At 72.7% G+C, this 20,024-nt stretch carries 24 protein-coding genes; 21 read left to right on the forward strand and 3 right to left on the reverse strand.

Translation table 11 applies throughout. From position 1 onward, the window contains the following. Positions 1-3 precede the first annotated feature (3 nt). Positions 4-1,149, reverse strand: a complete 1,146-nt coding sequence (locus tag JOE43_RS08675) for a glutamate--cysteine ligase (protein ID WP_209517058.1) — start codon at positions 1,147-1,149, stop codon at positions 4-6. A gap of 276 nt (positions 1,150-1,425) precedes the next feature. On the opposite strand from JOE43_RS08675, the gene rpsP reads away from it, so the two are divergent. Genes rpsP through trmD form a run of 4 tightly spaced genes read left to right on the forward strand, consistent with a single transcriptional unit; the run spans position 1,426 to position 3,437 of the window. Next, positions 1,426-1,842, forward strand: a complete 417-nt coding sequence (gene rpsP / locus JOE43_RS08680) for a 30S ribosomal protein S16 (protein WP_056053584.1) — start codon at positions 1,426-1,428, stop codon at positions 1,840-1,842. 3 nt (positions 1,843-1,845) lie between these two features. Continuing rightward, positions 1,846-2,082 carry an RNA-binding protein gene (locus tag JOE43_RS08685; protein WP_056053586.1) on the forward strand — a complete coding sequence of 79 codons (237 nt, stop codon included), beginning with the start codon at positions 1,846-1,848 and terminating at the stop codon, positions 2,080-2,082. A gap of 3 nt (positions 2,083-2,085) precedes the next feature. Beyond that, the gene (gene rimM / locus JOE43_RS08690; RefSeq protein WP_209517060.1) at positions 2,086-2,739 is read left to right on the forward strand and encodes a ribosome maturation factor RimM; all 654 of its coding nucleotides are present in this window, start codon (positions 2,086-2,088) and stop codon (positions 2,737-2,739) included. Positions 2,740-2,741: 2 nt separating this feature from the next. After that, entirely contained in the window at positions 2,742-3,437 is a 696-nt protein-coding gene (gene trmD / locus JOE43_RS08695; RefSeq protein WP_209517062.1) for a tRNA (guanosine(37)-N1)-methyltransferase TrmD, read from the forward strand. 30 nt (positions 3,438-3,467) lie between these two features. Here the strand turns inward: trmD and map are convergent, their stop codons facing one another. Then, the gene (map, locus tag JOE43_RS08700; RefSeq protein ID WP_209517064.1) at positions 3,468-4,238 is read right to left on the reverse strand and encodes a type I methionyl aminopeptidase; all 771 of its coding nucleotides are present in this window, start codon (positions 4,236-4,238) and stop codon (positions 3,468-3,470) included. A gap of 38 nt (positions 4,239-4,276) precedes the next feature. On the opposite strand from map, the gene JOE43_RS08705 reads away from it, so the two are divergent. From JOE43_RS08705 to JOE43_RS08745, 9 genes are all read left to right on the forward strand, one after another. Further along, a complete protein-coding gene (locus JOE43_RS08705) occupies positions 4,277-4,846 on the forward strand; it encodes a hypothetical protein (protein ID WP_209517066.1) in 570 nt (189 codons plus the stop codon). Between the two features lie 169 nt (positions 4,847-5,015). After that, positions 5,016-5,363, forward strand: a complete 348-nt coding sequence (rplS, locus tag JOE43_RS08710; RefSeq protein ID WP_056053596.1) for a 50S ribosomal protein L19 — start codon at positions 5,016-5,018, stop codon at positions 5,361-5,363. A gap of 65 nt (positions 5,364-5,428) precedes the next feature. Continuing rightward, positions 5,429-6,187, forward strand: coding sequence for a signal peptidase I (gene lepB / locus JOE43_RS08715; RefSeq protein ID WP_185232053.1), 759 nt, complete (start codon positions 5,429-5,431; stop codon positions 6,185-6,187). Then, positions 6,187-6,822 carry a ribonuclease HII gene (locus JOE43_RS08720; protein ID WP_209517068.1) on the forward strand — a complete coding sequence of 212 codons (636 nt, stop codon included), beginning with the start codon at positions 6,187-6,189 and terminating at the stop codon, positions 6,820-6,822. Before lepB ends, JOE43_RS08720 begins: the two co-directional genes overlap by 1 nt. A 120-nt stretch (positions 6,823-6,942) precedes the next feature. Next, on the forward strand, positions 6,943-7,266 hold the full coding sequence (locus JOE43_RS08725; RefSeq protein ID WP_185232057.1) for a DUF2469 family protein: 324 nt from the start codon (positions 6,943-6,945) through the stop codon (positions 7,264-7,266). Positions 7,267-7,370: 104 nt separating this feature from the next. Continuing rightward, complete coding sequence (locus tag JOE43_RS08730; RefSeq protein ID WP_209517070.1) at positions 7,371-7,733, forward strand: YraN family protein; 363 nt, start codon at positions 7,371-7,373, stop codon at positions 7,731-7,733. Further along, the gene (locus JOE43_RS08735; protein WP_209517072.1) at positions 7,730-9,259 is read left to right on the forward strand and encodes a YifB family Mg chelatase-like AAA ATPase; all 1,530 of its coding nucleotides are present in this window, start codon (positions 7,730-7,732) and stop codon (positions 9,257-9,259) included. The genes JOE43_RS08730 and JOE43_RS08735 overlap by 4 nt, the downstream gene beginning before the upstream one ends. Beyond that, positions 9,256-10,539, forward strand: a complete 1,284-nt coding sequence (gene dprA / locus JOE43_RS08740; protein WP_209517073.1) for a DNA-processing protein DprA — start codon at positions 9,256-9,258, stop codon at positions 10,537-10,539. Before JOE43_RS08735 ends, dprA begins: the two co-directional genes overlap by 4 nt. Positions 10,540-10,595: 56 nt before the next feature. Beyond that, positions 10,596-11,540 (forward strand): tyrosine recombinase XerC, encoded by a 945-nt coding sequence (locus tag JOE43_RS08745; RefSeq protein ID WP_209517075.1) that lies wholly within the window; start codon positions 10,596-10,598, stop codon positions 11,538-11,540. A 14-nt stretch (positions 11,541-11,554) separates the two neighbouring features. On the opposite strand, the gene JOE43_RS15945 is transcribed toward JOE43_RS08745, so the two are convergent. Then, positions 11,555-11,962, reverse strand: a complete 408-nt coding sequence (locus tag JOE43_RS15945; RefSeq protein WP_209517078.1) for a M23 family metallopeptidase — start codon at positions 11,960-11,962, stop codon at positions 11,555-11,557. 322 nt (positions 11,963-12,284) lie between these two features. Between JOE43_RS15945 and JOE43_RS08755 the strand changes: the two genes are divergently transcribed. The 8 genes from JOE43_RS08755 to JOE43_RS16195 all read left to right on the forward strand — a co-directional run bounded on the left by JOE43_RS08755 (position 12,285) and on the right by JOE43_RS16195 (position 19,977). Then, complete coding sequence (locus tag JOE43_RS08755; RefSeq protein ID WP_307803298.1) at positions 12,285-13,751, forward strand: sugar porter family MFS transporter; 1,467 nt, start codon at positions 12,285-12,287, stop codon at positions 13,749-13,751. 412 nt (positions 13,752-14,163) lie between these two features. Continuing rightward, positions 14,164-15,099, forward strand: a complete 936-nt coding sequence (gene rpsB, locus JOE43_RS08760) for a 30S ribosomal protein S2 (RefSeq protein WP_209517082.1) — start codon at positions 14,164-14,166, stop codon at positions 15,097-15,099. A 38-nt stretch (positions 15,100-15,137) separates the two neighbouring features. Then, on the forward strand, positions 15,138-15,965 hold the full coding sequence (gene tsf, locus JOE43_RS08765; protein WP_167258855.1) for a translation elongation factor Ts: 828 nt from the start codon (positions 15,138-15,140) through the stop codon (positions 15,963-15,965). A 154-nt stretch (positions 15,966-16,119) separates the two neighbouring features. Further along, positions 16,120-16,839, forward strand: a complete 720-nt coding sequence (pyrH, locus tag JOE43_RS08770) for a UMP kinase (protein WP_209517084.1) — start codon at positions 16,120-16,122, stop codon at positions 16,837-16,839. Positions 16,840-16,911: 72 nt separating this feature from the next. After that, on the forward strand, positions 16,912-17,430 hold the full coding sequence (frr, locus tag JOE43_RS08775; RefSeq protein WP_056055773.1) for a ribosome recycling factor: 519 nt from the start codon (positions 16,912-16,914) through the stop codon (positions 17,428-17,430). Then, on the forward strand, positions 17,431-18,429 hold the full coding sequence (locus JOE43_RS08780) for a phosphatidate cytidylyltransferase (protein WP_209517086.1): 999 nt from the start codon (positions 17,431-17,433) through the stop codon (positions 18,427-18,429). Positions 18,430-18,486: 57 nt separating this feature from the next. Further along, a complete protein-coding gene (locus JOE43_RS08785) occupies positions 18,487-19,044 on the forward strand; it encodes a DivIVA domain-containing protein (protein ID WP_209519146.1) in 558 nt (185 codons plus the stop codon). Positions 19,045-19,308: 264 nt separating this feature from the next. Beyond that, positions 19,309-19,977 carry a lytic transglycosylase domain-containing protein gene (locus tag JOE43_RS16195; RefSeq protein ID WP_307803299.1) on the forward strand — a complete coding sequence of 223 codons (669 nt, stop codon included), beginning with the start codon at positions 19,309-19,311 and terminating at the stop codon, positions 19,975-19,977. Positions 19,978-20,024 lie beyond the last annotated feature (47 nt).

Consider the following 20,024-nt stretch of genomic DNA (forward strand, 5'->3'; position numbering starts at 1 on the left):
GGACTACTCGGCGGAGGTCAGGCCCTCGCGCAGCTCGCGGACGAGGGAGGCCACGACCGGTCGCAGCTCGCCGCCGTGCCGGGCGGCCACCGACAGCTGGCGCTGGTAGCTGGCGCCGTGGCCGATCACGGCCGCGATCGAGTGCAGCTCGTCGACGCAGCCGAGACGGGCGGCCGTGGGCTCGAGCGTGACGAGCAGCTCGCGCAGGTCGTCGGTGACGAGGCGCTCGTCGCCGGCGGAGTTCTGGATGACGATGGCGTCCATGCCGTAGCGGGCCGCGCGCCACTTGTTCTCGCGGACGAACCACGGCTGCATCGACGGCGGCACCACGCCGCGGTCGAGGCCCTCGGCCATGTGGTCGACGAGGCACTGGACGAGGGCGGCCATCGCCGCGACCTCCTCGACCGTCGAGATGCCGTCGAAGACGCGTGTCTCGAGGGTGCCCCAGCGGGGCGACGGGCGGAGGTCCCAGCGCAGCTCGCTGTGGTCGTCGACGACGCCGGTGTGGCTCAGGTCGCCGACCATGCGCTCGTAGTCGCCCCACGTGTCGAACTGCGGCGGCAGCCCCGCCGTGGGCAGCTGCTGGAACATCAGCGCTCGGTTCGAGGCGTAGCCGGTCTCCTCGCCGACCCAGAACGGGCTCGAGGCCGTGAGCGCCTGGAAGTGCGGCAGCCAGGTCAGGAGGCCGTTGAGGATGGGCAGCACCTTGTCGCGGGAGTCGATGCCGACGTGCACGTGGACGCCCCAGATCATCATCTGGCGACCCCACCAGCGGGTCCGGTCGATGAGCGTCGCGTAGCGCTCCTTGTCGGGCGTGACCTCCTGGTCGACGTACCGGCTGTACGGGTGCGTGCCGGCGCACAGGACGTCCGCGCCGAGCACGTCGGCCGAGGCGTGGACGGCGTCGACCGTGCGGCGCAGGTCGTCGACCGCCCCCGCGACGCGGTGGTGCACGCCGGTCACGACCTCGACGGTGTTCGTCAGCAGCTCGCCGGTCACGCGGACGGGGCCGTCGTCGTTGAGGTGCGCCAGGTCGGCGAGGACGGCCGGGGCGTGCGGGGCCAGCTCGCCCGTCCCGCGGTCGGTGAGGGCCAGCTCCCACTCGACGCCGAGGGTCGACCGCTCGGAGCTCGTGAAGTCGATCTGCATGGCTGCTGCCTCCCGCTCGGCGCGTGCGCGCCGACCCATCCTGACAGCCGGGGGAGTCGCGTGACCGTCCGTGTCGCCGCCCCCGCCCGCCGACACGACGGCTGGTTCACGAGAGATTGGTGGAACCGGTCGTTCGTCTGCAACAATGGTGGGTCGAGTCTCCGGTCGCCCGACCCTCTAATCAGGTGGCCGCCGAGACCTCATAGAGCTTCCGAGCCGAGTGTGCCCCCACGCTCACGGCTAGCAACTCGCCCACATCACATCAACAGGAGAATTGTGGCTGTCAAGATCCGTCTCAAGCGCATGGGCAAGATCCGTGCTCCGTACTACCGCATCGTCGTCGCCGACGCGCGCACCAAGCGCGACGGTCGTGTCATCGAGGAGATCGGCAAGTACCACCCCACCGAGGAGCCCTCGTTCATCGAGGTCGAGTCGGAGCGTGCGCAGTACTGGCTCAGCGTCGGCGCGCAGCCGACCGAGCAGGTCGCCGCGCTGCTGAAGCTCACGGGCGACTGGGGCAAGTTCAAGGGCGACGCCGACGCCGTCAGCACCGTCAAGACCAAGGCCCCCAAGGAGGCCTTCGTCGCCGACGAGAAGAAGAAGCCGGTCCTCGTCCCCAAGTCGGAGAAGCCCGCCAAGGCCGAGCCCGCCGAGGCCCCCGCCGCCGACGACGCCGAGACCACCGAGGCGTAGTCAGTGCTCGCACCTGCACTCGAGCACCTCGTCCGGGGGATCGTCGATCACCCGGACGAGGTGCAGGTCGTGGAGAAGACCTCTCCTCGGGGCGACGTCCTCGAGGTGCACGTCCACGCTGACGACCTGGGCCGCGTCATCGGCCGCGCCGGTCGGACGGCGAAGGCACTCCGCACCCTGGTCACGGCCCTGGCCGACGGCAAGCGCGTGCGGGTCGACGTCGTCGACGGCGACCTCTAGGCCGTGAGCACGAACGACAAGACCCAGCTCCGGGTCGGGCGCCTCACCAAGGCGCACGGCCTGAAGGGCGCGCTCAAGCTCGAGCTCTTCACCGACACCCCCGAGCAGCGCTTCACCCCGGGCTCCTCCTTCACCCTGCAGGTGCCCGAGACCAGCGAGTGGCACGGCCGGAGCGTCACGCTCACCGAGCTCCGCTGGTACAACGGCCACCCCGTCGGCTTCTTCGAGGGCGTCGACGACCGCACCGGCGCCGAGTCCCTGGTCAAGGCGATCCTCTGGGTCGACCAGGACATGGACGAGCTCCCCGACGAAGACGACGCCTGGTACCACCACCAGCTCGTCGGCCTCCGGGTCGAGCGTGACGGCGTCGAGGTCGGCACCGTCTCTCGCGTCGACCACCTCCCCGCGCAGGACTTGCTCGCCGTGGCGACGCCCGCGGGCGAGGTGCTGGTGCCGTTCGTCACGGCGATCGTGCCGAGCGTCGACATCGAGGCGGGCGTCATCACCGTCACCCCGCCGGCGGGCCTCTTCGAGGAGCTCGCCGACGACAGCTCCGACGAAGCGTCTGCCGCGTCCGTCGACACCGGCGACGACGAGGGTGAGAGCCCTGACGACGCCGAGGCCCTCGAGGCCGACCGCGCCGACGACGGCAGCTGACGATGCGCATCGACATCGTGTCGATCTTCCCGGAGTTCTTCGGGGTGCTCGACATCTCCCTGCTCGGGAAGGCCCGTCAGCAGGGCCTGCTCGACGTGGCCGTGCACGACCTGCGCGACTTCACCCACGACCGGCACCGCACCGTCGACGACACCCCGTACGGCGGCGGTGCCGGCATGGTGATGCGACCCGAGCCGTGGGGCGAGGCCCTCGACCACGTGCTGGGCGACGAGGCGAGCCCCGAGACCACGACGTTGATCGTCCCCTCGCCGGCGGGCACGCCGTTCACGCAGGCCCTCGCCCGCGAGCTGGCCTTCGCCCCGCACCTCGTGTTCGCCTGCGGGCGCTACGAGGGCATCGACCAGCGCGTCGTCGAGCACGCCGCCGAGCGCGTGACCGTCCGCGAGATCAGCCTCGGCGACTACGTGCTCAACGGCGGCGAGGTCGCCGTGACGGCGATGGTCGAGGCGATCGGTCGCCTCGTGCCGGGCGTCGTGGGCAACCCCGAGAGCCTCACGGAGGAGAGCCACGAGGGCGGCCTCCTCGAGTACCCGAGCTACACGAAGCCCGCGAGCTGGCGGGGCCACGACGTGCCCCCGGTGCTCCTCAGCGGCAACCACGGCGCCATCGCGACCTGGCGTCACGAGCAGCAGGTCGCCCGCACCCGGCGCGTCCGCCCCGACCTGCTCGGCGAGTAGCGCGTCCTGCGGCTCTCCGGGCCGCGCCGATCAGCCGCGGGCGGTCAGCACGAGCGGTCCGTCGGCCGTCACGGCGACGGTGTGCTCCGCGTGCGCGGCCCGCGAGCCGTCCGCGCTCCGCAGCGTCCAGCCGTCGGAGTCGGTGACGATCTCGTCGGTGCCGAGCATCAGCCACGGCTCGATCGCGATCACGAGGCCGGGCCGCAGGGGCCAGCCGCGCCCGGCCCGCCCGTCGTTCGGCACGTGCGGGTCGCCGTGCATGGTCGTGCCGACGCCGTGGCCGCCGAACTGGAGGTTGACGGAGAACCCCGCTCCTCGTGCGACGTCGCCGATCGCGGCCGAGACGTCGCCGAGCTTGCCGCCCGGCTGCGCGGCCGCGATGCCGGCCTCGAGGGCGCGTTCGCAGGTCTCGATGAGGCGACGGTCGTCCGGTGTGGGCTCGGCACCGACCACGAACGAGACCGCGGAGTCGGCGACCCAGCCGTCGACGGCGCAGGCGAAGTCGAGGCTCAGCAGGTCGCCCTTCCGCAGTCGGTACCGGTGCGGCAGGCCGTGCAGCGCCGCGTCGTTGACGGAGGTGCAGATCACCTTGCCGAACGGGCTGGCGCCGAACGACGGGTGGTAGTCGAGGTAGCTGCTCTCGGCCCCGCGCTCGCGGATCATGTCGTGGGCGAGGGCGTCGAGGTCGAGCAGGTCGACGCCCGGCGCCGCGGCCGCCCGGGTCGCCTCGAGCACGGACGCGACGAACGCTCCCGCCGGTCGCATGCGGTCGATCTCGTCGGGGGTGCGCAGCTCGATCATGCAGCCATTCTCCACCGTCGTTCCCTAGCCTCGACCGCATGGTGCTGCGTCGAGTCCTCTACCGCCTCCTCTGGCCCGCCGTCGTCGTGCTGCCCCTGTGGGTCCTGCTCGGCCGTGCCGCGTTCGGCGTCCCCCTCGGGGCGCAGGTGCTCGGCCAGATCGTCCTGGTGCCCCTCCTGTTCGTGGCGCAGGCGGTCGCGGTCGGGGTGGTGGTCGCGCGGCGGAGCGTGCGCCGGGCACGGGCTGTCTCCTGGCTCGACGCCGGCCTCCTCCTCCTGACCTGGGCGGCCCAGCTGGCCCTCGGCTTCTTCCTGGTGGACTCGGTCTCCGGGTCGCGTCCGGCCTCGGCGTTCACGCAGCTCGCCGGCGACGGGCGGGTCGACCTGTCGACGGCGCTCTTCGCGGTCTCGGCCGTCGTGACGATCCTCGCCGGGCTGGGGCTCGCGGCCGCCGCGGTGCGGCAGCTCGTGCAGGAGGCGCGGGGCCGGGTGGCTGCGTCGCTGGCCGACCTCGACCGCCTCGCGTCCGGCGTCACGGGGCCGACGCCTCCTCGCGGGGGTCCGGCCTCCGACGACGGCCCGGTCATCACCATCACGCCGCGCTCCTGACGCGGTGGCGGCCCGGCGCCGACCTGTGGCACACTTGACGCTTGTGCCTGCGCACGACTCTGCCACAGGGGAGTCTGCTCTCGTCAGTGCACGACCTCTTTCATCACCTCGGGTGCCCCGCACCCACGAGCAGCAGTCGACCTGTGGCGGTTGCAGAGAGCGAACCACCATGCACATCCTCGACGCCGTCGACGCAGCCACGCTGCGCACCGACATCCCCGACTTCCGCGCCGGCGACACCGTCAAGGTGCACGTGAACATCATCGAAGGCACGCGCTCGCGCGTCCAGGTCTTCCAGGGTGTCGTCATCGGCAAGCAGAACGAGGGCGTCCGCGAGACCTTCACGGTCCGCAAGGTCAGCTTCCAGGTCGGCGTCGAGCGCACGTTCCCCGTGCACTCGCCCGTCATCGACCACATCGAGGTCGTCAGCCGCGGCGCCGTGCGCCGCGCGAAGCTCTACTACCTGCGCGAGCTGCGCGGCAAGAAGGCCAAGATCAAGGAGAAGCGCGACCACTGACCCGGTCCGCACGTCCTTCCCCGAGCTCCCCGCCCTATACGATGGCGGGGAGCTCGGGCGGTTAAATGACAGACGACACATCCTCGCGGCGCCTCCTGCGCCGCCCCGGTCGCGGTGGCGACCAGAAGAAGCGCGGCACCCTGACGTTCCTCCGTGACGTCCTGGTCATCTTCCTGGCGGCGCTGCTGATCTCCTTCTTGATCAAGACGTTCCTGATCCGCTCGTTCTACATCCCCTCGGGGTCGATGGAGAACACGCTGCAGATCAACGACCGCATCATCGTCAACGAGCTCGTGCCCGACGTCGTCGACGTCAAGCGCGGCGACGTCGTGGTCTTCACCGACCCCGGCGGGTGGCTGGAGGGCACGGCCCCCGTCACCACCGCCTCCGGCAACCCCCTGGGCGACGGTGTCTCGTGGTTCCTCACGCTGGTCGGGCTGGGCACGCAAGACAGCAACGACCACCTCATCAAGCGCGTCATCGGGCTGCCCGGCGACACGGTCTCGTGCTGCAACGACTTCGGCCAGATGTCGGTCAACGGCGTCCCGCTCGACGAGCCGTACGTCACCCTGCCCCCGGGGGTCGACCGCGTCTCGGGCGACGACTTCTCCGTCACGGTGCCCGCCGACTCGCTCTGGGTGATGGGCGACAACCGCTACAACTCGAAGGACAGCCGCTACAACGGCGACACCCCGAGCCAGGGCTTCGTGCCGATGAGCGACGTCGTCGGCCGCGCCTTCGTCATCAGCTGGCCCGCCGCCCGCTGGACCTGGCTCGACGACTACCCGGCCGTCTTCCGCGGCACGGAGCGCGAGGGCGAGTGATGGCGGTCGTCGACCCCACCCTCGACCTCGAGCGTGAGCTGCACGCGGCCGGCGCCACGTGGGTGATCGGCTGCGACGAGGTCGGTCGGGGCGCCATCGCCGGGCCCGTCGCGGTCGGCCTCGGGGCGGTCCACCTCGAGTGCGGCGAGATGCCCGTGGGGCTCCGCGACTCGAAGCTCCTGAGCGAGAAGCGGCGCGAGGCGCTCTACCCGACGGCCACGACGTGGGTGCAGGCGCACGCCGTCGGCCTCGCCGACGCCCGCGAGGTCGACGAGATCGGCATCGTCGCCGCCCTCGGCCTCGCCGGGCGGCGGGCGCTCACGGCGCTGCACGAGGCCGGCGTCGGCATCATGAGCTCCGTCGTCGTCCTCGACGGCAACCACGACTACCTGACGCCGGCGCTCGCGACGCCGCCGCGCATCACCACCCGGGTGAAGGCCGACCGCGACTGCGCATCGGTCGCCGCGGCCTCGGTGATCGCCAAGGTGCACCGTGACCGGATGATGATCGCGGCCGACGACGAGCACCCCGGCTACGGCTGGGCGGGCAACAAGGGCTACGGGTCGACCGCGCACTACGCGGCGCTGACCGAGCTGGGCCCGTCGCCGCTGCACCGCCTGACCTGGCTCCACTGAGCCGACCGGTCGCCGACCGGCGGTGCCGGCCGGGCCGACCCCGTCGACGACGCGGCCCGGAGCGCTCGGGGCCCCGGCCGTGCGGGAGGCTCGGGCACAGCCGCGTAGGATGGTCCCTCGATGGACGAGGACGAGTTCGAAGACTACGACCGAGAGGTCGAGCTCGCGTTGTACCGCGAGTACCGCGACGTGGTGTCGCAGTTCCGCTACGTGGTCGAGACCGAGCGGCGCTTCTACCTCGCGAACGAGGTAGAACTCGTGCGGCGCGACACCGAGCACGACTTCTACTTCGAGCTGACGATGAGCGACGTCTGGGTCTGGGACGTCTACCGCTCCGACCGCTTCGTCAAGTCCGTCCGCGTGCTCACCTTCAAGGACGTCAACGTCGAGGAGCTCACCGCGCGCGACCTCGAGCTGCCCAAGGAGCTCGCGCTCGACGAGTAGCGCGTCCCTCCCCAGGCTCCGCCGGGGGCGCGTCGTCCCCACGACGTGACCGGCCGTCGTCGACCCGCCCCGCGCCTCCGCCAGTCTCCTCGCAGGAGGTCGACATGGCGGAGAAGGACGAACTGGGGCGGCGCGGAGAAGACGTGGCCGCCGAGTGGTGCGAGGCACAGGGGCTGCGGGTGGTCGACCGCAACTGGCGGTGCCGCGAGGGCGAGATCGACCTGGTGGCGCTCGACGGCGACGAGGTCGTCGTCGTGGAGGTCAAGACCCGGTCGGGCACGGGGTGGGGCACGGCGCTGGAGGCGGTGACGCCGCAGAAGCTCGCCCGGCTGCGGCGGCTCGCGGGGGCGTGGTGCCAGGAGCACCCCGGGGTCGGTCACGGCGTCCGCATCGACGTCGTCGGCATCACCGTCGAGCGGTGCCGCGGGCACGAGCGCATCGAGCACGTGCGCGGGGCCGGCGCATGAGCATGGGGCGCACCCGGGCCGTGTCGCTCCTCGGGCTCGACGGCGCCGTCGTCGAGGTCGAGGCCGACCTCGGCCAGGGGCTGCCGGCCTTCATGATCATCGGGCTGCCCGACGCGTCGCTGGGGGAGGCCCGCGACCGGGTGCGGGCGGCGGCCTCGAACGCCGGGTGTCCGCTGCCCTCCCGCAAGCTCACGGTCAACCTGTCGCCGGCCTCGCTGCCGAAGCACGGCTCGTCGTTCGACCTGGCGATCGCGGTGGCGGCCCTCGCGGCGGCCGACCTCGTCGAGGCCGAGTCGGTCGCCCGGGTCGTGCACGTCGGCGAGCTGGGGCTCGACGGGCGGCTGCGGCCCGTCGACGGCGTGCTGCCGGCCGTCGTGGCCGCCCGCCGGGCGGGCGCCGAGATCGTCATGGTGCCGGCCGACAACGCCGACGAGGCGTCGCTCGTGCCCGACGTCCGGGTCGTCGCCGTCGTCGGGCTCCGCGACGCGGCGATCTGGCACGGCGCCGACCTCGCGCCCGAGCCGGCCGAGCCGCTCCGCCGGTCGACGGTGGCCTCGCCCGCGGGCGCCGCCCCCGAGCTCGCCGACGTGATCGGCAACTCCGACGCCGTCCAGGCGCTCGTCACGGCGGCCGCGGGCGGGCACCACCTGCTGATGGTCGGCCCGCCCGGGGCCGGCAAGAGCATGCTCGCCGCGCGCCTGCCCGGCCTGCTGCCCGACCTCGACCTCGAGGCCGCCCTCGAGGTCAGCTCGATCCGGTCGCTCTCGGGGCTGCCGGTGGGCCGCGAGCTCGAACGGCGACCGCCGTTCGAGAGCCCGCACCACACCTGCAGCGCGGCCGCGCTGGTCGGGGGCGGCAGCGGCGTCCTCCGGCCGGGGGCGGCCTCCCGGGCGAGCCGGGGCGTGCTCTTCCTCGACGAGGCACCCGAGTTCGCGCAGACGGTGCTCGACTGCCTCCGCCAGCCGCTCGAGTCGGGCGAGACCGTGGTGCACCGGTCACGCGCCGTGGCGCGCTTCCCGGCGAGGTTCCAGCTCGTGGCGGCGGCGAACCCCTGCCCGTGCGGCCAGTGGGGCTCGCGCGAGGGGGAGTGCACGTGCTCGCCGCACCAGCGCCGGCGCTACCTCGCGAAGCTCTCGGGCCCGCTGGTCGACCGCATCGACGTGCAGCTGCGCGTCGCACGCATCAGCTCGGCGCAGTTCCGGCTCGCCGAGACCACCGACGTCCTCACCACCGCCCAGGCGAGGGAGGTCGTGGAGGAGGCGCGGGCGAGGGCCCGGCACCGGCTGGCCGGCACGCCGTGGCGGCTGAGCTCGGAGGTGCCGGGCGCCTGGCTCCGGGGCGCCGGCCGGCGACTGGCCGTCGCCGACTCGGCGCCGATCGACCGGGCGCTCGAGACCGGGGCCCTCACCATGCGGGGCTACGACCGCGTCCTCCGCCTCGCCTGGACCCTCGCCGACCTCGACGGGGTCGATCGGCCCGGCCGGGGCCAGGTCGCGCGCGCCCTCGGGCTGCGGCGGTCGCTGTGAGGGCGCTGCTCGACGCCTCCGGCGACGAGCTCGCGCGGCTGGTCCGGCCCGTGCGCTCCTGGGTGCCGGGGGGCGACTCCGACGAGGCCGGTCTCGACGTCTTCGCCCGCGCTGCCTGGTCGGGCATCGCGGAGCCGGGCGACGTCGTCGCGGGCCTCGCCCGCCGGGGCCTGGGGCCCGCGGTCGCCCTGAGGCTCGCCGTCGAGTCCGTCGTGGAGCGGGGCGGCGGCGGGGCCGGGCGCGGTCTCGAGACCGCGCTCCGCGACTCCCCGGCGGGTGACGACCTCGGCCGGTTCTCGGTCGACGCGGCCCTGCGACGCTGGGCCCCCCGTCTCCAGCGGTGGCGGGCGGAGGCGTCGCTGCGCGCCGCGGAGGCCCTCGACATCCGCCTGCTCGTGCCGGGCGACCCCGGCTGGCCCGCCGAGCTCGACGAGCTGGGCGACCACGCGCCCGCCGTCCTGTGGCTGCGTGGCGCGGGCGAGCTGCCGGCCCCGGCCGCGTCGGTCGCCGTCGTGGGGGCGCGGGCGGCGACGTCGTACGGCGAGACGGTGGCGGCCGACCTCGGCAGCGGCCTCTCCGACCGGGGGCTGACCGTCGTCTCCGGCGGAGCGTACGGGATCGACGGCTCCGCGCACCGTGCAGCCCTCGCCTCGGAGGCCCCGACGGTCGCCGTGATGGCCGGCGGGGCCGACCGGTTCTACCCCGCCGGGCACGACGAGCTCCTCCGCCGGGTCGTGCAGGCGGGGCTCCTCGTCGCGGAGGCGCCGTGCGGCACGACACCGTCCCGCTGGAGGTTCCTGCAGCGCAACCGGCTGATCGCGTGCCTCACGGCGGCGACCGTGGTCGTCGAGGCCGGCCGGCGCTCCGGCTCGCTCAACACCGCCGGCCACGCACAGGTGCTCGGGCGACCGGTCGGCGCCGTGCCCGGGCCCGTGTCGTCGCCGTCGTCGGCGGGCTGCCACGCGTTGATCCGCTCCGGGCTCGCCGCCTGCGTCACCGGCGTCGACGACGTCCTCGAGCTCGTGGGCCCGATCGGCCGCGGCGCGGGAGGCGGGGGAGGGGCAGGAGGCGCGGGGCCTGCCCCGGAGGCCGTCGACCCCCGCGTCGTCCGCGTCCAGGACGCCCTCAGCCCGCGCGTCGAGCGCACGACCGACGAGGTCGCGGCCGCCTCCGGGCTCGGCGCCGACACGGTGCGGGGCCTGCTCGCCGAGATGGAGGTCGACGGCCTGGTCGTCGCCGGGCCCGCGGGGTGGCGGAGGAGGGGCCGCTCGCGTGGGTAGCCTGGCGCCGTGACGACGACGAGACACGCGGCGGGCCCCGGCGGGGCGGGGCGCCCGTGACGGCCCTGCACGTCGACGTCGACGCCTTCGTCGAGCACCTGCGTCACGCGCGGGGGCTGAGCGAGAACACCCTCCGCTCGTACCGCTCCGACCTCGCCGACCTGCTCGCGGTCGCGGGGCAGCGGCTGGGGCGTGAGCCGCGGACGGCCGACGTCGACCTCGAGCTGCTCCGCGACTGGCTCTGGCGCGGCACCGAGGCCGGCCTCGCGCGTACCACCCTCGCCCGCCGGTCGGCCAGTGCCCGGGCGCTGACGCGCTGGCTGGAGGAGACCGGGCGCACGGGGGTCGACGTCGGCCTCCGGCTCCGCGCCCCCAAGGCCGAGAGCCACCTGCCCCGCGTGCTCACGACCGCCCAGACCGAGTCCGTGCTGACGTCGCTCGCCGTCCGGGCCGACGCCGACGACGCCGTCGCGGGTCGCGACCTCGCGGTGGTCGAGCTGCTCTACGGCTCGGCGCTGCGCGTCTCCGAGCTCGTCGGGGCCGACCTCGGCGACGTCGACCTGGACCGCCTCACCGTCCGCGTCACCGGCAAGGGCTCGCGTCAGCGGGTCGTCCCGTTCGGCGTCCCCGCGGCGGAGGCCCTGCACCGGTACCTCACACGGTCCCGGCCCGTCCTCGCGGCCCGCGCCGGAGCCGGCGCAGCCGCCGGCGCCGGGCCCGCGGGCGACGCCTTCTTCCTCGGCGCGACCGGCGGCCGGCTCGGCACCCGCGCTGTGCACCGTCTGGTCTCCGGGCTGCTGGCCGACCTGCCGGGCAGCGGTCCGTCGGGCCCCCACGCCCTCCGGCACACGGCGGCGACCCACCTGCTCGACGGCGGCGCGGACCTCCGCGCCGTGCAGGAGATGCTCGGCCACGCCAGCCTGGGCACCACGCAGATCTACACGCACGTCTCGACCGAGCGACTCCGCGAGAGCTACCGGACGGCCCACCCCCGCGCCTGACCGACCCGGAGGCCTCAGCCCCGCACCTCGTCGTGGCGGGTCGGCAGCAGCACGCTGGCCCGGCCGAGGCCCAGCATCATCAGCGGCGAGACGTATTCGCCGTCGATCCGCGCCCCCAGGTGCATGCACGGGGCGGCGCAGCCGTGGCCGGGCTCGAGCACACCGACGGCCTGGCCCCGCTGCACGACGTCGCCGGCGCGCAGCTCCGTGCTCACGGGCTCCATGCTGCTCAGGACGCCGCCCGCGTGCCGGAGCGACAGCACGGGGCGGTCGACGACCGTGCCGGCGAAGTGCACCACCCCGTCGTCCGGGGCCGACACCGCGCCTCCCTCGGTCATCGCGAGGTCGACGCCCCGGTGCCCCGGCGACCACCGGTGCTCGGGGGCGACGAACGGACGGAGCACGAGGTGCGGCTCGGGCACGGGCCAGGACCACGGCACCGCCGGGCCGGGCCGTGCCTCGGCCGCGACCGGCCCGACGGGACCGCCGGCGAGGAGGAGGACCGCCAGGACAGCGGCCGGGACGGCGACGCCCCGGCCAGCTCGCGGCGCTCCCCGGTCAGGCGACAGGTGTCGGACGACGGAGGGACGAGGGGAGGCGGCGCCGGTCTGCATGCACAGATCGTGCACGACGTGCGCGGATTCACAGCGAGGCGTATGGTCCCTCTGTGCACGAACACCCGGTGCACGACGATGTCGGGGGAGTGAGGTCACGAGCCCGCCCTCCGTGGATTTAAGGAGAACCGTGTCGAACTCGGCGCAATCGTCAGCAACAGAGAAGAAGCTGAACAGGCGGGTGACGGCTCTCGCGATCGCCGCGGCCGTGGGTGGCTTCCTCTTCGGATTCGACTCGTCCGTCATCAACGGCGCGGTCTCCAGCATCACCGACGAGTTCGGCCTGACGGAGTTCGCCTCCGGCTTCGCCGTCGCCTCGGCGCTGATCGGCTGTGCGATCGGCGCCTACGTCGCCGGCCGCCTCGCCGACAAGATGGGCCGCATCAAGGTGATGCTCATCGGCGCCGCGCTCTTCCTCATCAGCTCGCTCGGCGCCGCCTTCGCGTTCGCCGTCTGGGACCTCGTGCTCTGGCGCGTCATCGGCGGCCTGGGCATCGGCATCGCCTCCGTGATCGCCCCGGCCTACATCTCCGAGGTGTCGCCGAAGGCCATCCGCGGGCGCCTCGCCTCGTTCCAGCAGCTCGCCATCACGCTCGGCATCTTCGTCGCGCTGCTCTCGGACCAGCTCTTCGCGGTCACCGCGGGCGGCGCCTCCGAGCCCTCCCTCTTCGGCCTCGCGGCCTGGCGCTGGATGTTCCTCGTCGGAATCGTGCCCTCGGTCGTCTACGGCGTGCTCGCCCTCCGCCTGCCGGAGTCGCCCCGGTACCTGGCCGGTGAGGGCCGCGAGGACGAGGCCAAGACCGTCCTGAAGGGCATCGTCCCCGCGGAGACCGTCGACACGAGCCTCAAGGAGATCACCGACTCGATCAAGACCGAGGCGGAGCTGGAGAAGAAGTCGAGCATCCGCGGCGACCGCTTCGGCCTGCAGCCCATCGTCTGGGTCGGCATCATCCTCGCCGTGCTGCAGCAGTTCGTCGGCATCAACGTGATCTTCTACTACTCGACGACCCTGTGGCAGGCCGTCGGCTTCCAGGAGAGCGACTCCTTCACGATCTCGACGATCACCTCGATCGTCAACGTCGTCGTCACCTTCGTGGCCATCGGCCTCGTCGACAAGGTCGGTCGTCGTCCGCTGCTGCTCATCGGCTCCGTCGGCATGTTCGTCAGCCTCGCCGTGACCGCGCTCGCCTTCAGCCAGTCCGTGCCCGGCGACGGCGGCGACCCGCAGCTGCCCGGCGCCTGGGGCCCGGTCGCGCTCGTGGCCGCCAACCTCTTCGTGGTCTCGTTCGGTGCCACCTGGGGTCCGCTGATGTGGGTCCTGCTCGGCGAGATGTTCCCCAACAGCATCCGTGCCACCGCGCTCGGCGTCGGCAGCGCCGCCAACTGGATCGCGAACTTCATCGTCACGGTCTCGTTCCCGTCGCTCGCGGCGGTCAGCCTCACTCTGTCGTACGGCATCTTCGCCGCGTTCGCCCTCATCTCGTTCTTCTTCGTGCTCGCGAAGATCCCCGAGACGAAGGGCCGCAGCCTGGAGGAGATGGGCATCTCCGCCGTCGAGGGCGGCACCGCGAAGGGCGCCTCGGGCGCTCGCCGCTGACCTCGCCGCGCCCCCCCGTCGGGAACGCCCCGTCCGTTCGTCGGACGGGGCGTTCCGTCGTGCGGGGCGGGGGAGCGCAGGCGCCGGACCGCGCCTCCGTCAGGGGCCCGTCGCCGCCCCCTGCCCGTACTCCGTCGGTGCTACGATGAGCACGCAGTCTGCCTCGCAGACTGACTTCGCGTGCCCGTGCGTCCATGACGCACCGTCCCCGAGCAGCCTCCCTCACGGTCGGCCGCTCACGGACGACACCGGCCTCCACCCCCACTCGGTCCGTCACGCACCACCGGCACGTCAGTGCCACGGTGCCGACGGCGGGGGCGTGCCCGGGCACCAGGCAGGGGCGACCGACCGGTCGCCCGGACGAACCGACACCGGCACGCCTCCGCGCGTGCCACGAAAGAGGAGAACGACCATGGCCGTCGTCACCATCCGCCAGCTGCTCGACAGCGGCGTCCACTTCGGACACCAGACCCGTCGCTGGAACCCGAAGGTGAAGCGATTCATCCTCGCCGAGCGCTCCGGCATCCACATCATCGACCTCCAGCAGTCGCTCGGCTACATCGACAAGGCGTACGACTTCGTCAAGGAGACGGTCGCCCACGGCGGCACCATCCTCTTCGTCGGCACGAAGAAGCAGGCTCAGGGCTCCATCGCCGAGCAGGCGAACCGCGTCGGCCAGCCCTTCGTGAACCAGCGCTGGCTCGGTGGCCTCCTGACCAACTTCCAGACGGTCTCGAAGCGCCTCGCCCGCATGAAGGAGCTCGAGGACATCGACTTCGACGACACCACGCAGGGCTTCACCAAGAAGGAACTGCTGATCAAGAAGCGCGAGCTCGACAAGCTGCACAAGACGCTCGGCGGCATCCGCAACCTCACGAAGACGCCGTCGGCCCTCTGGGTCGTCGACACCAAGAAGGAGCACCTCGCGATCGACGAGGCCAAGAAGCTGGGCATCCCGGTCATCGGCATCCTCGACACGAACTGCGACCCCGACGAGATCAACTTCCCGATCCCCGGCAACGACGACGCCATCCGCTCCGTCGGCCTGCTGACGCGCATCGTCGCCGACGCCGCCGCCGAGGGCCTGGTGCAGCGTCACCAGAAGCCCGAGGACGCCGACGCTCCCGTCGAGCCCCTCGCCGAGTGGGAGGCCGAGCTGCTCGCGCAGGGCGAGGCCAAGGCCGCCGACGCCGCTGCCGAGGCCCCCGCGGCCGAGGAGCTCCCCGTCGCGGAGAACGACGCCGACGCGCAGGTCGCCGAGAAGCCCCTGGGCGAGCCGGTCGTCGAGCCCGTCGCCGAGGCCACCGAGGCCACGGCTGCCGAGCCGGCCGACGCCGACGCCAAGTAGTCCTCCCCCCTTCCGACTCCACGAAAGGAAGCCAGCCAATGGCCAACTTCACCGCAGCTGACGTCAAGACCCTCCGTGACCGCCTGGGCGCGGGCATGATGGACAGCAAGAACGCCCTCGTCGAGGCGGACGGCGACCTCGAGAAGGCCGTCGAGATCCTCCGCGTCAAGGGCCTCAAGGGCGTCGCCAAGCGCGAGGGTCGCCAGACCACCGCCGGCCTCGTCGCCGCGAAGGCCTCCTCGGGCTACGCCACGATCATCGAGCTCGCCAGCGAGACCGACTTCGTCGCGAAGAACGAGAAGTTCATCGCCCTCGCCGACTCCGTGCTCGAGGCCGTCTCGGCCGCGGGTGCGAAGGACGCCGCCGAGGGCAACGCCGCCGCGATCGGCGGCCAGACCGTCGAGGCCTTCGTCAACGACGAGGCCGCGCTGATGGGCGAGAAGGTCGAACTGCGCACCGTCTCGCACATCGAGGGCGACGAGTTCGCGATCTACCTGCACAAGACCTCGAAGGACCTGCCCCCGCAGGTCGGCGTGGTCGTGGGCTACACCGGCTCCGACGCCGAGACGGCCCGCTCGGTCGCTCAGCACATCGCCTTCGCCGCGCCGACGTACCTGTCGCGCGACGAGGTCCCCGCCGACCAGGTCGCCAAGGAGCGCGCCATCGTCGAGGAGACCGCGAAGAACGAGGGCAAGCCCGAGGCCGCCCTGCCGAAGATCATCGAGGGTCGCCTCACCGGCTTCTTCAAGGAGATCGCCCTGCTCGACCAGGCCTACGCGAAGGACAACAAGCTGTCCGTCGCCAAGGTCGTGGAGCAGGCCGGCATCGAGATCAAGGGCTTCGCCCGGGTCAAGGTCGGCGCCTAGCAACACCCTGACGGGGCCTGAGACGAACGCGTCTCAGGCCCCGTCGCCGTGTCCGCGGCCCTCCACTGCGGGAGGCGCGGCCGGCCGACGCAGTCCGGCACGCCCGCCGTGACTCGCTACCCTGGCTACGGCCACGACACGAGGGAGAACTCGCATGACGACAGGAACAACCGGACGACGCCGCGTCCTCCTCAAGCTCTCGGGCGAGGCGTTCGGCGGCGGTCAGCTCGGCGTCAACCCCGACGTGGTGGGCGGCATCGCCCGCGAGATCGCCGAGGCGGCGGCCGACGTCGAGATCGCCGTCGTGGTCGGCGGCGGCAACTTCTTCCGCGGCGCGGAGCTCAGCCAGCGGGGCATGGACCGCGGTCGTGCCGACTACATGGGCATGCTCGGCACCGTCATGAACGCCCTCGCCCTGCAGGACTTCATCGAGAAGGCCGGGGCCGCCACGCGCGTCCAGTCGGCCATCGCCATGACCCAGGTCGCGGAGCCCTACATCCCGCGCCGTGCGGAGCGGCACCTCGAGAAGGGCCGCGTGGTCATCTTCGGCGCCGGCGCCGGCCTGCCCTACTTCTCCACCGACACCGTCTCGGCCCAGCGCGCGCTCGAGATCGGGGCCGACGAGGTCCTCGTCGCGAAGAACGGCGTCGACGGCGTCTACTCCGCCGACCCGCGCACCGACCCCGACGCCGTGAAGCTCGAGACCCTGACCTACCAGGAGGCCCTGGTCAAGGGCCTCAAGGTGGTCGACTCGACCGCCTTCAGCCTCTGCATGGACAACGGCATGCCGATGCACGTCTTCGGCATGGAGGGCGCCGGCAACATCGCCCGGGCCATCCGGGGCGAGCGCATCGGAACTCTCGTCAGCAACTGACGACTAAGCTCGACGACGAACCAAGGGAGCATTGTGGCGATCACTGACGTACTGACCGAGACGCGCGAGAAGATGGAGCGGGCCCTGGAGTCCGCCAAGACCGACTTCGGTCAGGTCCGCACCGGGCGCATCAACCCGGCGCTCTTCCAGAAGATCCCCGTCGACTACTACGGCACCCCGACGCCGCTGGCCCAGCTGGCCTCGCTGCAGGTGCCGGAGGCGCGCACGATGATCGTGACGCCCTACGACAAGTCGGCCCTGAAAGAGATCGAGAAGGCCATCGCGACCTTCCCGAACCTCGGCGCCAGCCCGACGAACGACGGCACCCTCGTCCGCGTCACCATCCCCGAGCTGACGCAGGAGCGCCGCAAGGAGTTCGTGAAGATCGTCCGTGGCAAGGGCGAGGACGCCAAGGTGCAGATCCGCAACATCCGTCGCACCTCGAAGACGGAGCTCGACGCGCTGAAGACCGAGGTCGGCGACGACGAGGTCGCACGCGCCGAGAAGGAGCTCGAGTCGGTCACCAAGGGCTACATCGACTCGATCGACGACGCGCTGAAGAAGAAGGAAGCCGAGCTGCTCGAGGTCTAGATGAGCGACGCTCCCGACGGCCCCCGCCCCGACGAGTCGGCGCCGAACCCCAAGACCACCCTCGGCAGCCGTCGCGCCGACTTCGACGCCCGGGCCCAGGCCGCCCGTCACGACCTCGAGAACCAGCTCCGCGCACGACGCGCGCAGCTCGGTGCTCGCAACGAGGTCCTGACCGCGAAGACGGGCCGCAACCTGCCGGCGGCGATCGGGGTCGGGGTCGGTCTCGGCGGGGCCGTCCTGGTCAGCCTCATCTTCCAGCCCGCCTTCTTCATGATCGTGGCCGGGGCGCTCATCGCGTCGCTCTGCTTCGAGCTGACGAGCGCGCTGCGGTTCGCGGGCCGTGACGTCCCGCGGCTGCCGAGCGTGCTGGCGGGCCTGGCCATCGTCCCCGCCGCCTTCTACGGCGGCGCGGCCGGGCAGTGGCTCGCGCTCCTCGCGGGCGTCGCCGTCATCTCGCTGTGGCGGCTCGTCGAGCTCGCGCGCCCCTCGCACCGGAAGCCCGCCTCCGTCGTCCTCCGCGACATCGGGGCCGGGGCGTTCGTGCAGATCTACTGCGCCTTCCTCGGCAGCTTCATGGTCCTGCTCGCGGCCCAGCCGAACGGGGCGAACTGGACCCTCTCGGCCCTGATCATCGTGATCGCGGTCGACACCGGCGCCTACGCCACCGGTCTCAACTTCGGCAAGCACCCGATGGCTCCGCGCATCAGCCCCAAGAAGACCTGGGAGGGCTTCGCGGGCTCCGTCGCCGCCAGCCTGATCGCGGCCGTTCTGACGTCCTGGCTCCTGCTCGACATGCCCTGGTACTTCGGCTTCCTCCTCGGCGGCCTCATCATCGCCACGGCCACGGTCGGCGACCTGTCCGAGTCGCTCATCAAGCGCGACCTCGGCATCAAGGACATCTCGACCTGGCTGCCGGGCCACGGCGGGTTCCTCGACCGGCTCGACAGCACGCTGCCGTCGGCCGTCGTCGCGTACGCGCTCTACCTGATCTTCGTCTGACGCCGTGCCGTCGCCCGGGCCCGGTCTTCTCGGGTCGAGCGAGGGCGATGCGGCATGATGGTGCGCGTGAGCACAACCTTCCCCCTCGCGCCCAAGGGCCAGCGGGGCTACGACGAGTCCGAGGTCGACGCCTTCCTGGCGGAGGCGCGTGCTGCGTACGCTGCGGCACCGGGGGAGGGCGGGGTCGACTCGGCACGCATCCGGCGCACCGCCTTCGCGATGACCAAGGGCGGCTACTCGACCGCGCACGTCGACGCCGCGCTGGAGCGGCTCGAGGACGCCTTCGCCTCCCGAGAGCGCGAGCGCGCCAGGACGACGCGCGGCGACGACTCCTGGCTGGGCGACGCCCGGTCGACCGCGGAGGAGATCGTGGCGCGCCTCGACCGCCCGCAGGGGCACCGCTTCGACCGGGTCAGCATCTTCACCCCGGGGTACCACCGCGGCGACGTCGACCGGCTCGCGCGGCGACTGCAGGGGTACTTCAGCGACGGCCGGGCCCTGAGCATCGACGACGTGCGCGGGGCGGTGTTCCGGCCGCAGCGGGGCGGGTACCGCGAGGCGCAGGTCGACCTCGTGCTCGACGCCGTGGTCGACGTCATGCTGGCTGTCCGCTGACGCGCTGACGGCCTGACGGTCGCGTGCCACGACGCCGTGGCGTCGCCGCGACGCCGCGACACGCGCCCGGGGCCCTAGCCGTGCCGTGATCGATCCGTTACCCTGGACGGACTCATGGGCAGGCACTCAGCGACTCCGACCCCCGGCACGACTCCTCGAGATCACCCGGTCGTGGTCTCCCGACCCCGTACGGTGCACCGCAGGCTCCCCGCCTCGGTCGTCCCGGCCTCGATCGCGAGGGCCCAGGCCAGCGCGACGACGTCCGTGGCGCCGCGGCCGGCGCCCCGCCGGCACGTGGTCCTGCCGATGATCGGCTTCTGCGCGACGGCCGCCTTCATCGGCGCCTCCCTCGTGAACCCGCTCGCCGGGGCCGAGGCCGCGACGACGACCCCCGCGGCCGCCGCGGCGCTGAGCGCTCCCGGCCAGACCGTCACGGTGGCCAGCGGCGTCGTCACGACCGCCGACCGCGACTCCTACGGGGTCACCGTCCCGCCGCCGCCCCCGCCGCCCGAGCCGGAGCCCGTCGTCGAGGAGACCGCCGACGCGTCGGCCGCGTCGACCGGCACGGGTGCCGCCGCCGCGGCGAAGAAGCCCAGCACCGGCTCGGCGCCCGTCGCCGGCACTCCCGACCCGGGCAGCGCCAAGGCGGTCGCCGCCGATCTCGTGGCCGCCCGAGGCTGGGGCAGCGACCAGTACGACTGCCTCGTCTCGCTCTGGAACAAGGAGTCCGGCTGGAACGTCTACGCGGCCAACCGCTCCAGCGGTGCGTACGGCATCCCTCAGGCTCTCCCCGGCAGCAAGATGGCCTCGGTGGGCGCCGACTGGCAGACCAACCCCGCCACCCAGATCACCTGGGGCCTGAACTACATCCAGGGGCGCTACGGCAACCCCTGCGGTGCGTGGGGCCACTCGCAGTCGGTCAACTGGTACTGAGGCCGGGCACGACAGCAGCCTGACGCCACGACGGCGCTCCCGCGACA

This window comes from Frigoribacterium sp. PvP121, from assembly GCF_017833115.1.
GTDB lineage: Bacteria > Actinomycetota > Actinomycetes > Actinomycetales > Microbacteriaceae > Frigoribacterium > Frigoribacterium endophyticum.

What these genes read in the sequence shown, in the direction of transcription:
- JOE43_RS08675 (WP_209517058.1), bottom strand. Translation starts at nt 1,149, where the DNA reads ATGCAGATCGACTTCACGAGCTCCGAGCGGTCGACCCTCGGCGTCGAG.
- trmD (WP_209517062.1), top strand. Translation starts at nt 2,742, where the DNA reads ATGCGCATCGACATCGTGTCGATCTTCCCGGAGTTCTTCGGGGTGCTC.
- map (WP_209517064.1), bottom strand. Translation starts at nt 4,238, where the DNA reads ATGATCGAGCTGCGCACCCCCGACGAGATCGACCGCATGCGACCGGCG.
- JOE43_RS08705 (WP_209517066.1), top strand. Translation starts at nt 4,277, where the DNA reads ATGGTGCTGCGTCGAGTCCTCTACCGCCTCCTCTGGCCCGCCGTCGTC.
- rplS (WP_056053596.1), top strand. Translation starts at nt 5,016, where the DNA reads ATGCACATCCTCGACGCCGTCGACGCAGCCACGCTGCGCACCGACATC.
- lepB (WP_185232053.1), top strand. Translation starts at nt 5,429, where the DNA reads ATGACAGACGACACATCCTCGCGGCGCCTCCTGCGCCGCCCCGGTCGC.
- JOE43_RS08720 (WP_209517068.1), top strand. Translation starts at nt 6,187, where the DNA reads ATGGCGGTCGTCGACCCCACCCTCGACCTCGAGCGTGAGCTGCACGCG.
- JOE43_RS08725 (WP_185232057.1), top strand. Translation starts at nt 6,943, where the DNA reads ATGGACGAGGACGAGTTCGAAGACTACGACCGAGAGGTCGAGCTCGCG.
- JOE43_RS08730 (WP_209517070.1), top strand. Translation starts at nt 7,371, where the DNA reads ATGGCGGAGAAGGACGAACTGGGGCGGCGCGGAGAAGACGTGGCCGCC.
- JOE43_RS08735 (WP_209517072.1), top strand. Translation starts at nt 7,730, where the DNA reads ATGAGCATGGGGCGCACCCGGGCCGTGTCGCTCCTCGGGCTCGACGGC.
- rpsB (WP_209517082.1), top strand. Translation starts at nt 14,164, where the DNA reads ATGGCCGTCGTCACCATCCGCCAGCTGCTCGACAGCGGCGTCCACTTC.
- tsf (WP_167258855.1), top strand. Translation starts at nt 15,138, where the DNA reads ATGGCCAACTTCACCGCAGCTGACGTCAAGACCCTCCGTGACCGCCTG.
- pyrH (WP_209517084.1), top strand. Translation starts at nt 16,120, where the DNA reads ATGACGACAGGAACAACCGGACGACGCCGCGTCCTCCTCAAGCTCTCG.
- frr (WP_056055773.1), top strand. Translation starts at nt 16,912, where the DNA reads ATGGAGCGGGCCCTGGAGTCCGCCAAGACCGACTTCGGTCAGGTCCGC.
- JOE43_RS08780 (WP_209517086.1), top strand. Translation starts at nt 17,431, where the DNA reads ATGAGCGACGCTCCCGACGGCCCCCGCCCCGACGAGTCGGCGCCGAAC.
- JOE43_RS08785 (WP_209519146.1), top strand. Translation starts at nt 18,487, where the DNA reads ATGGTGCGCGTGAGCACAACCTTCCCCCTCGCGCCCAAGGGCCAGCGG.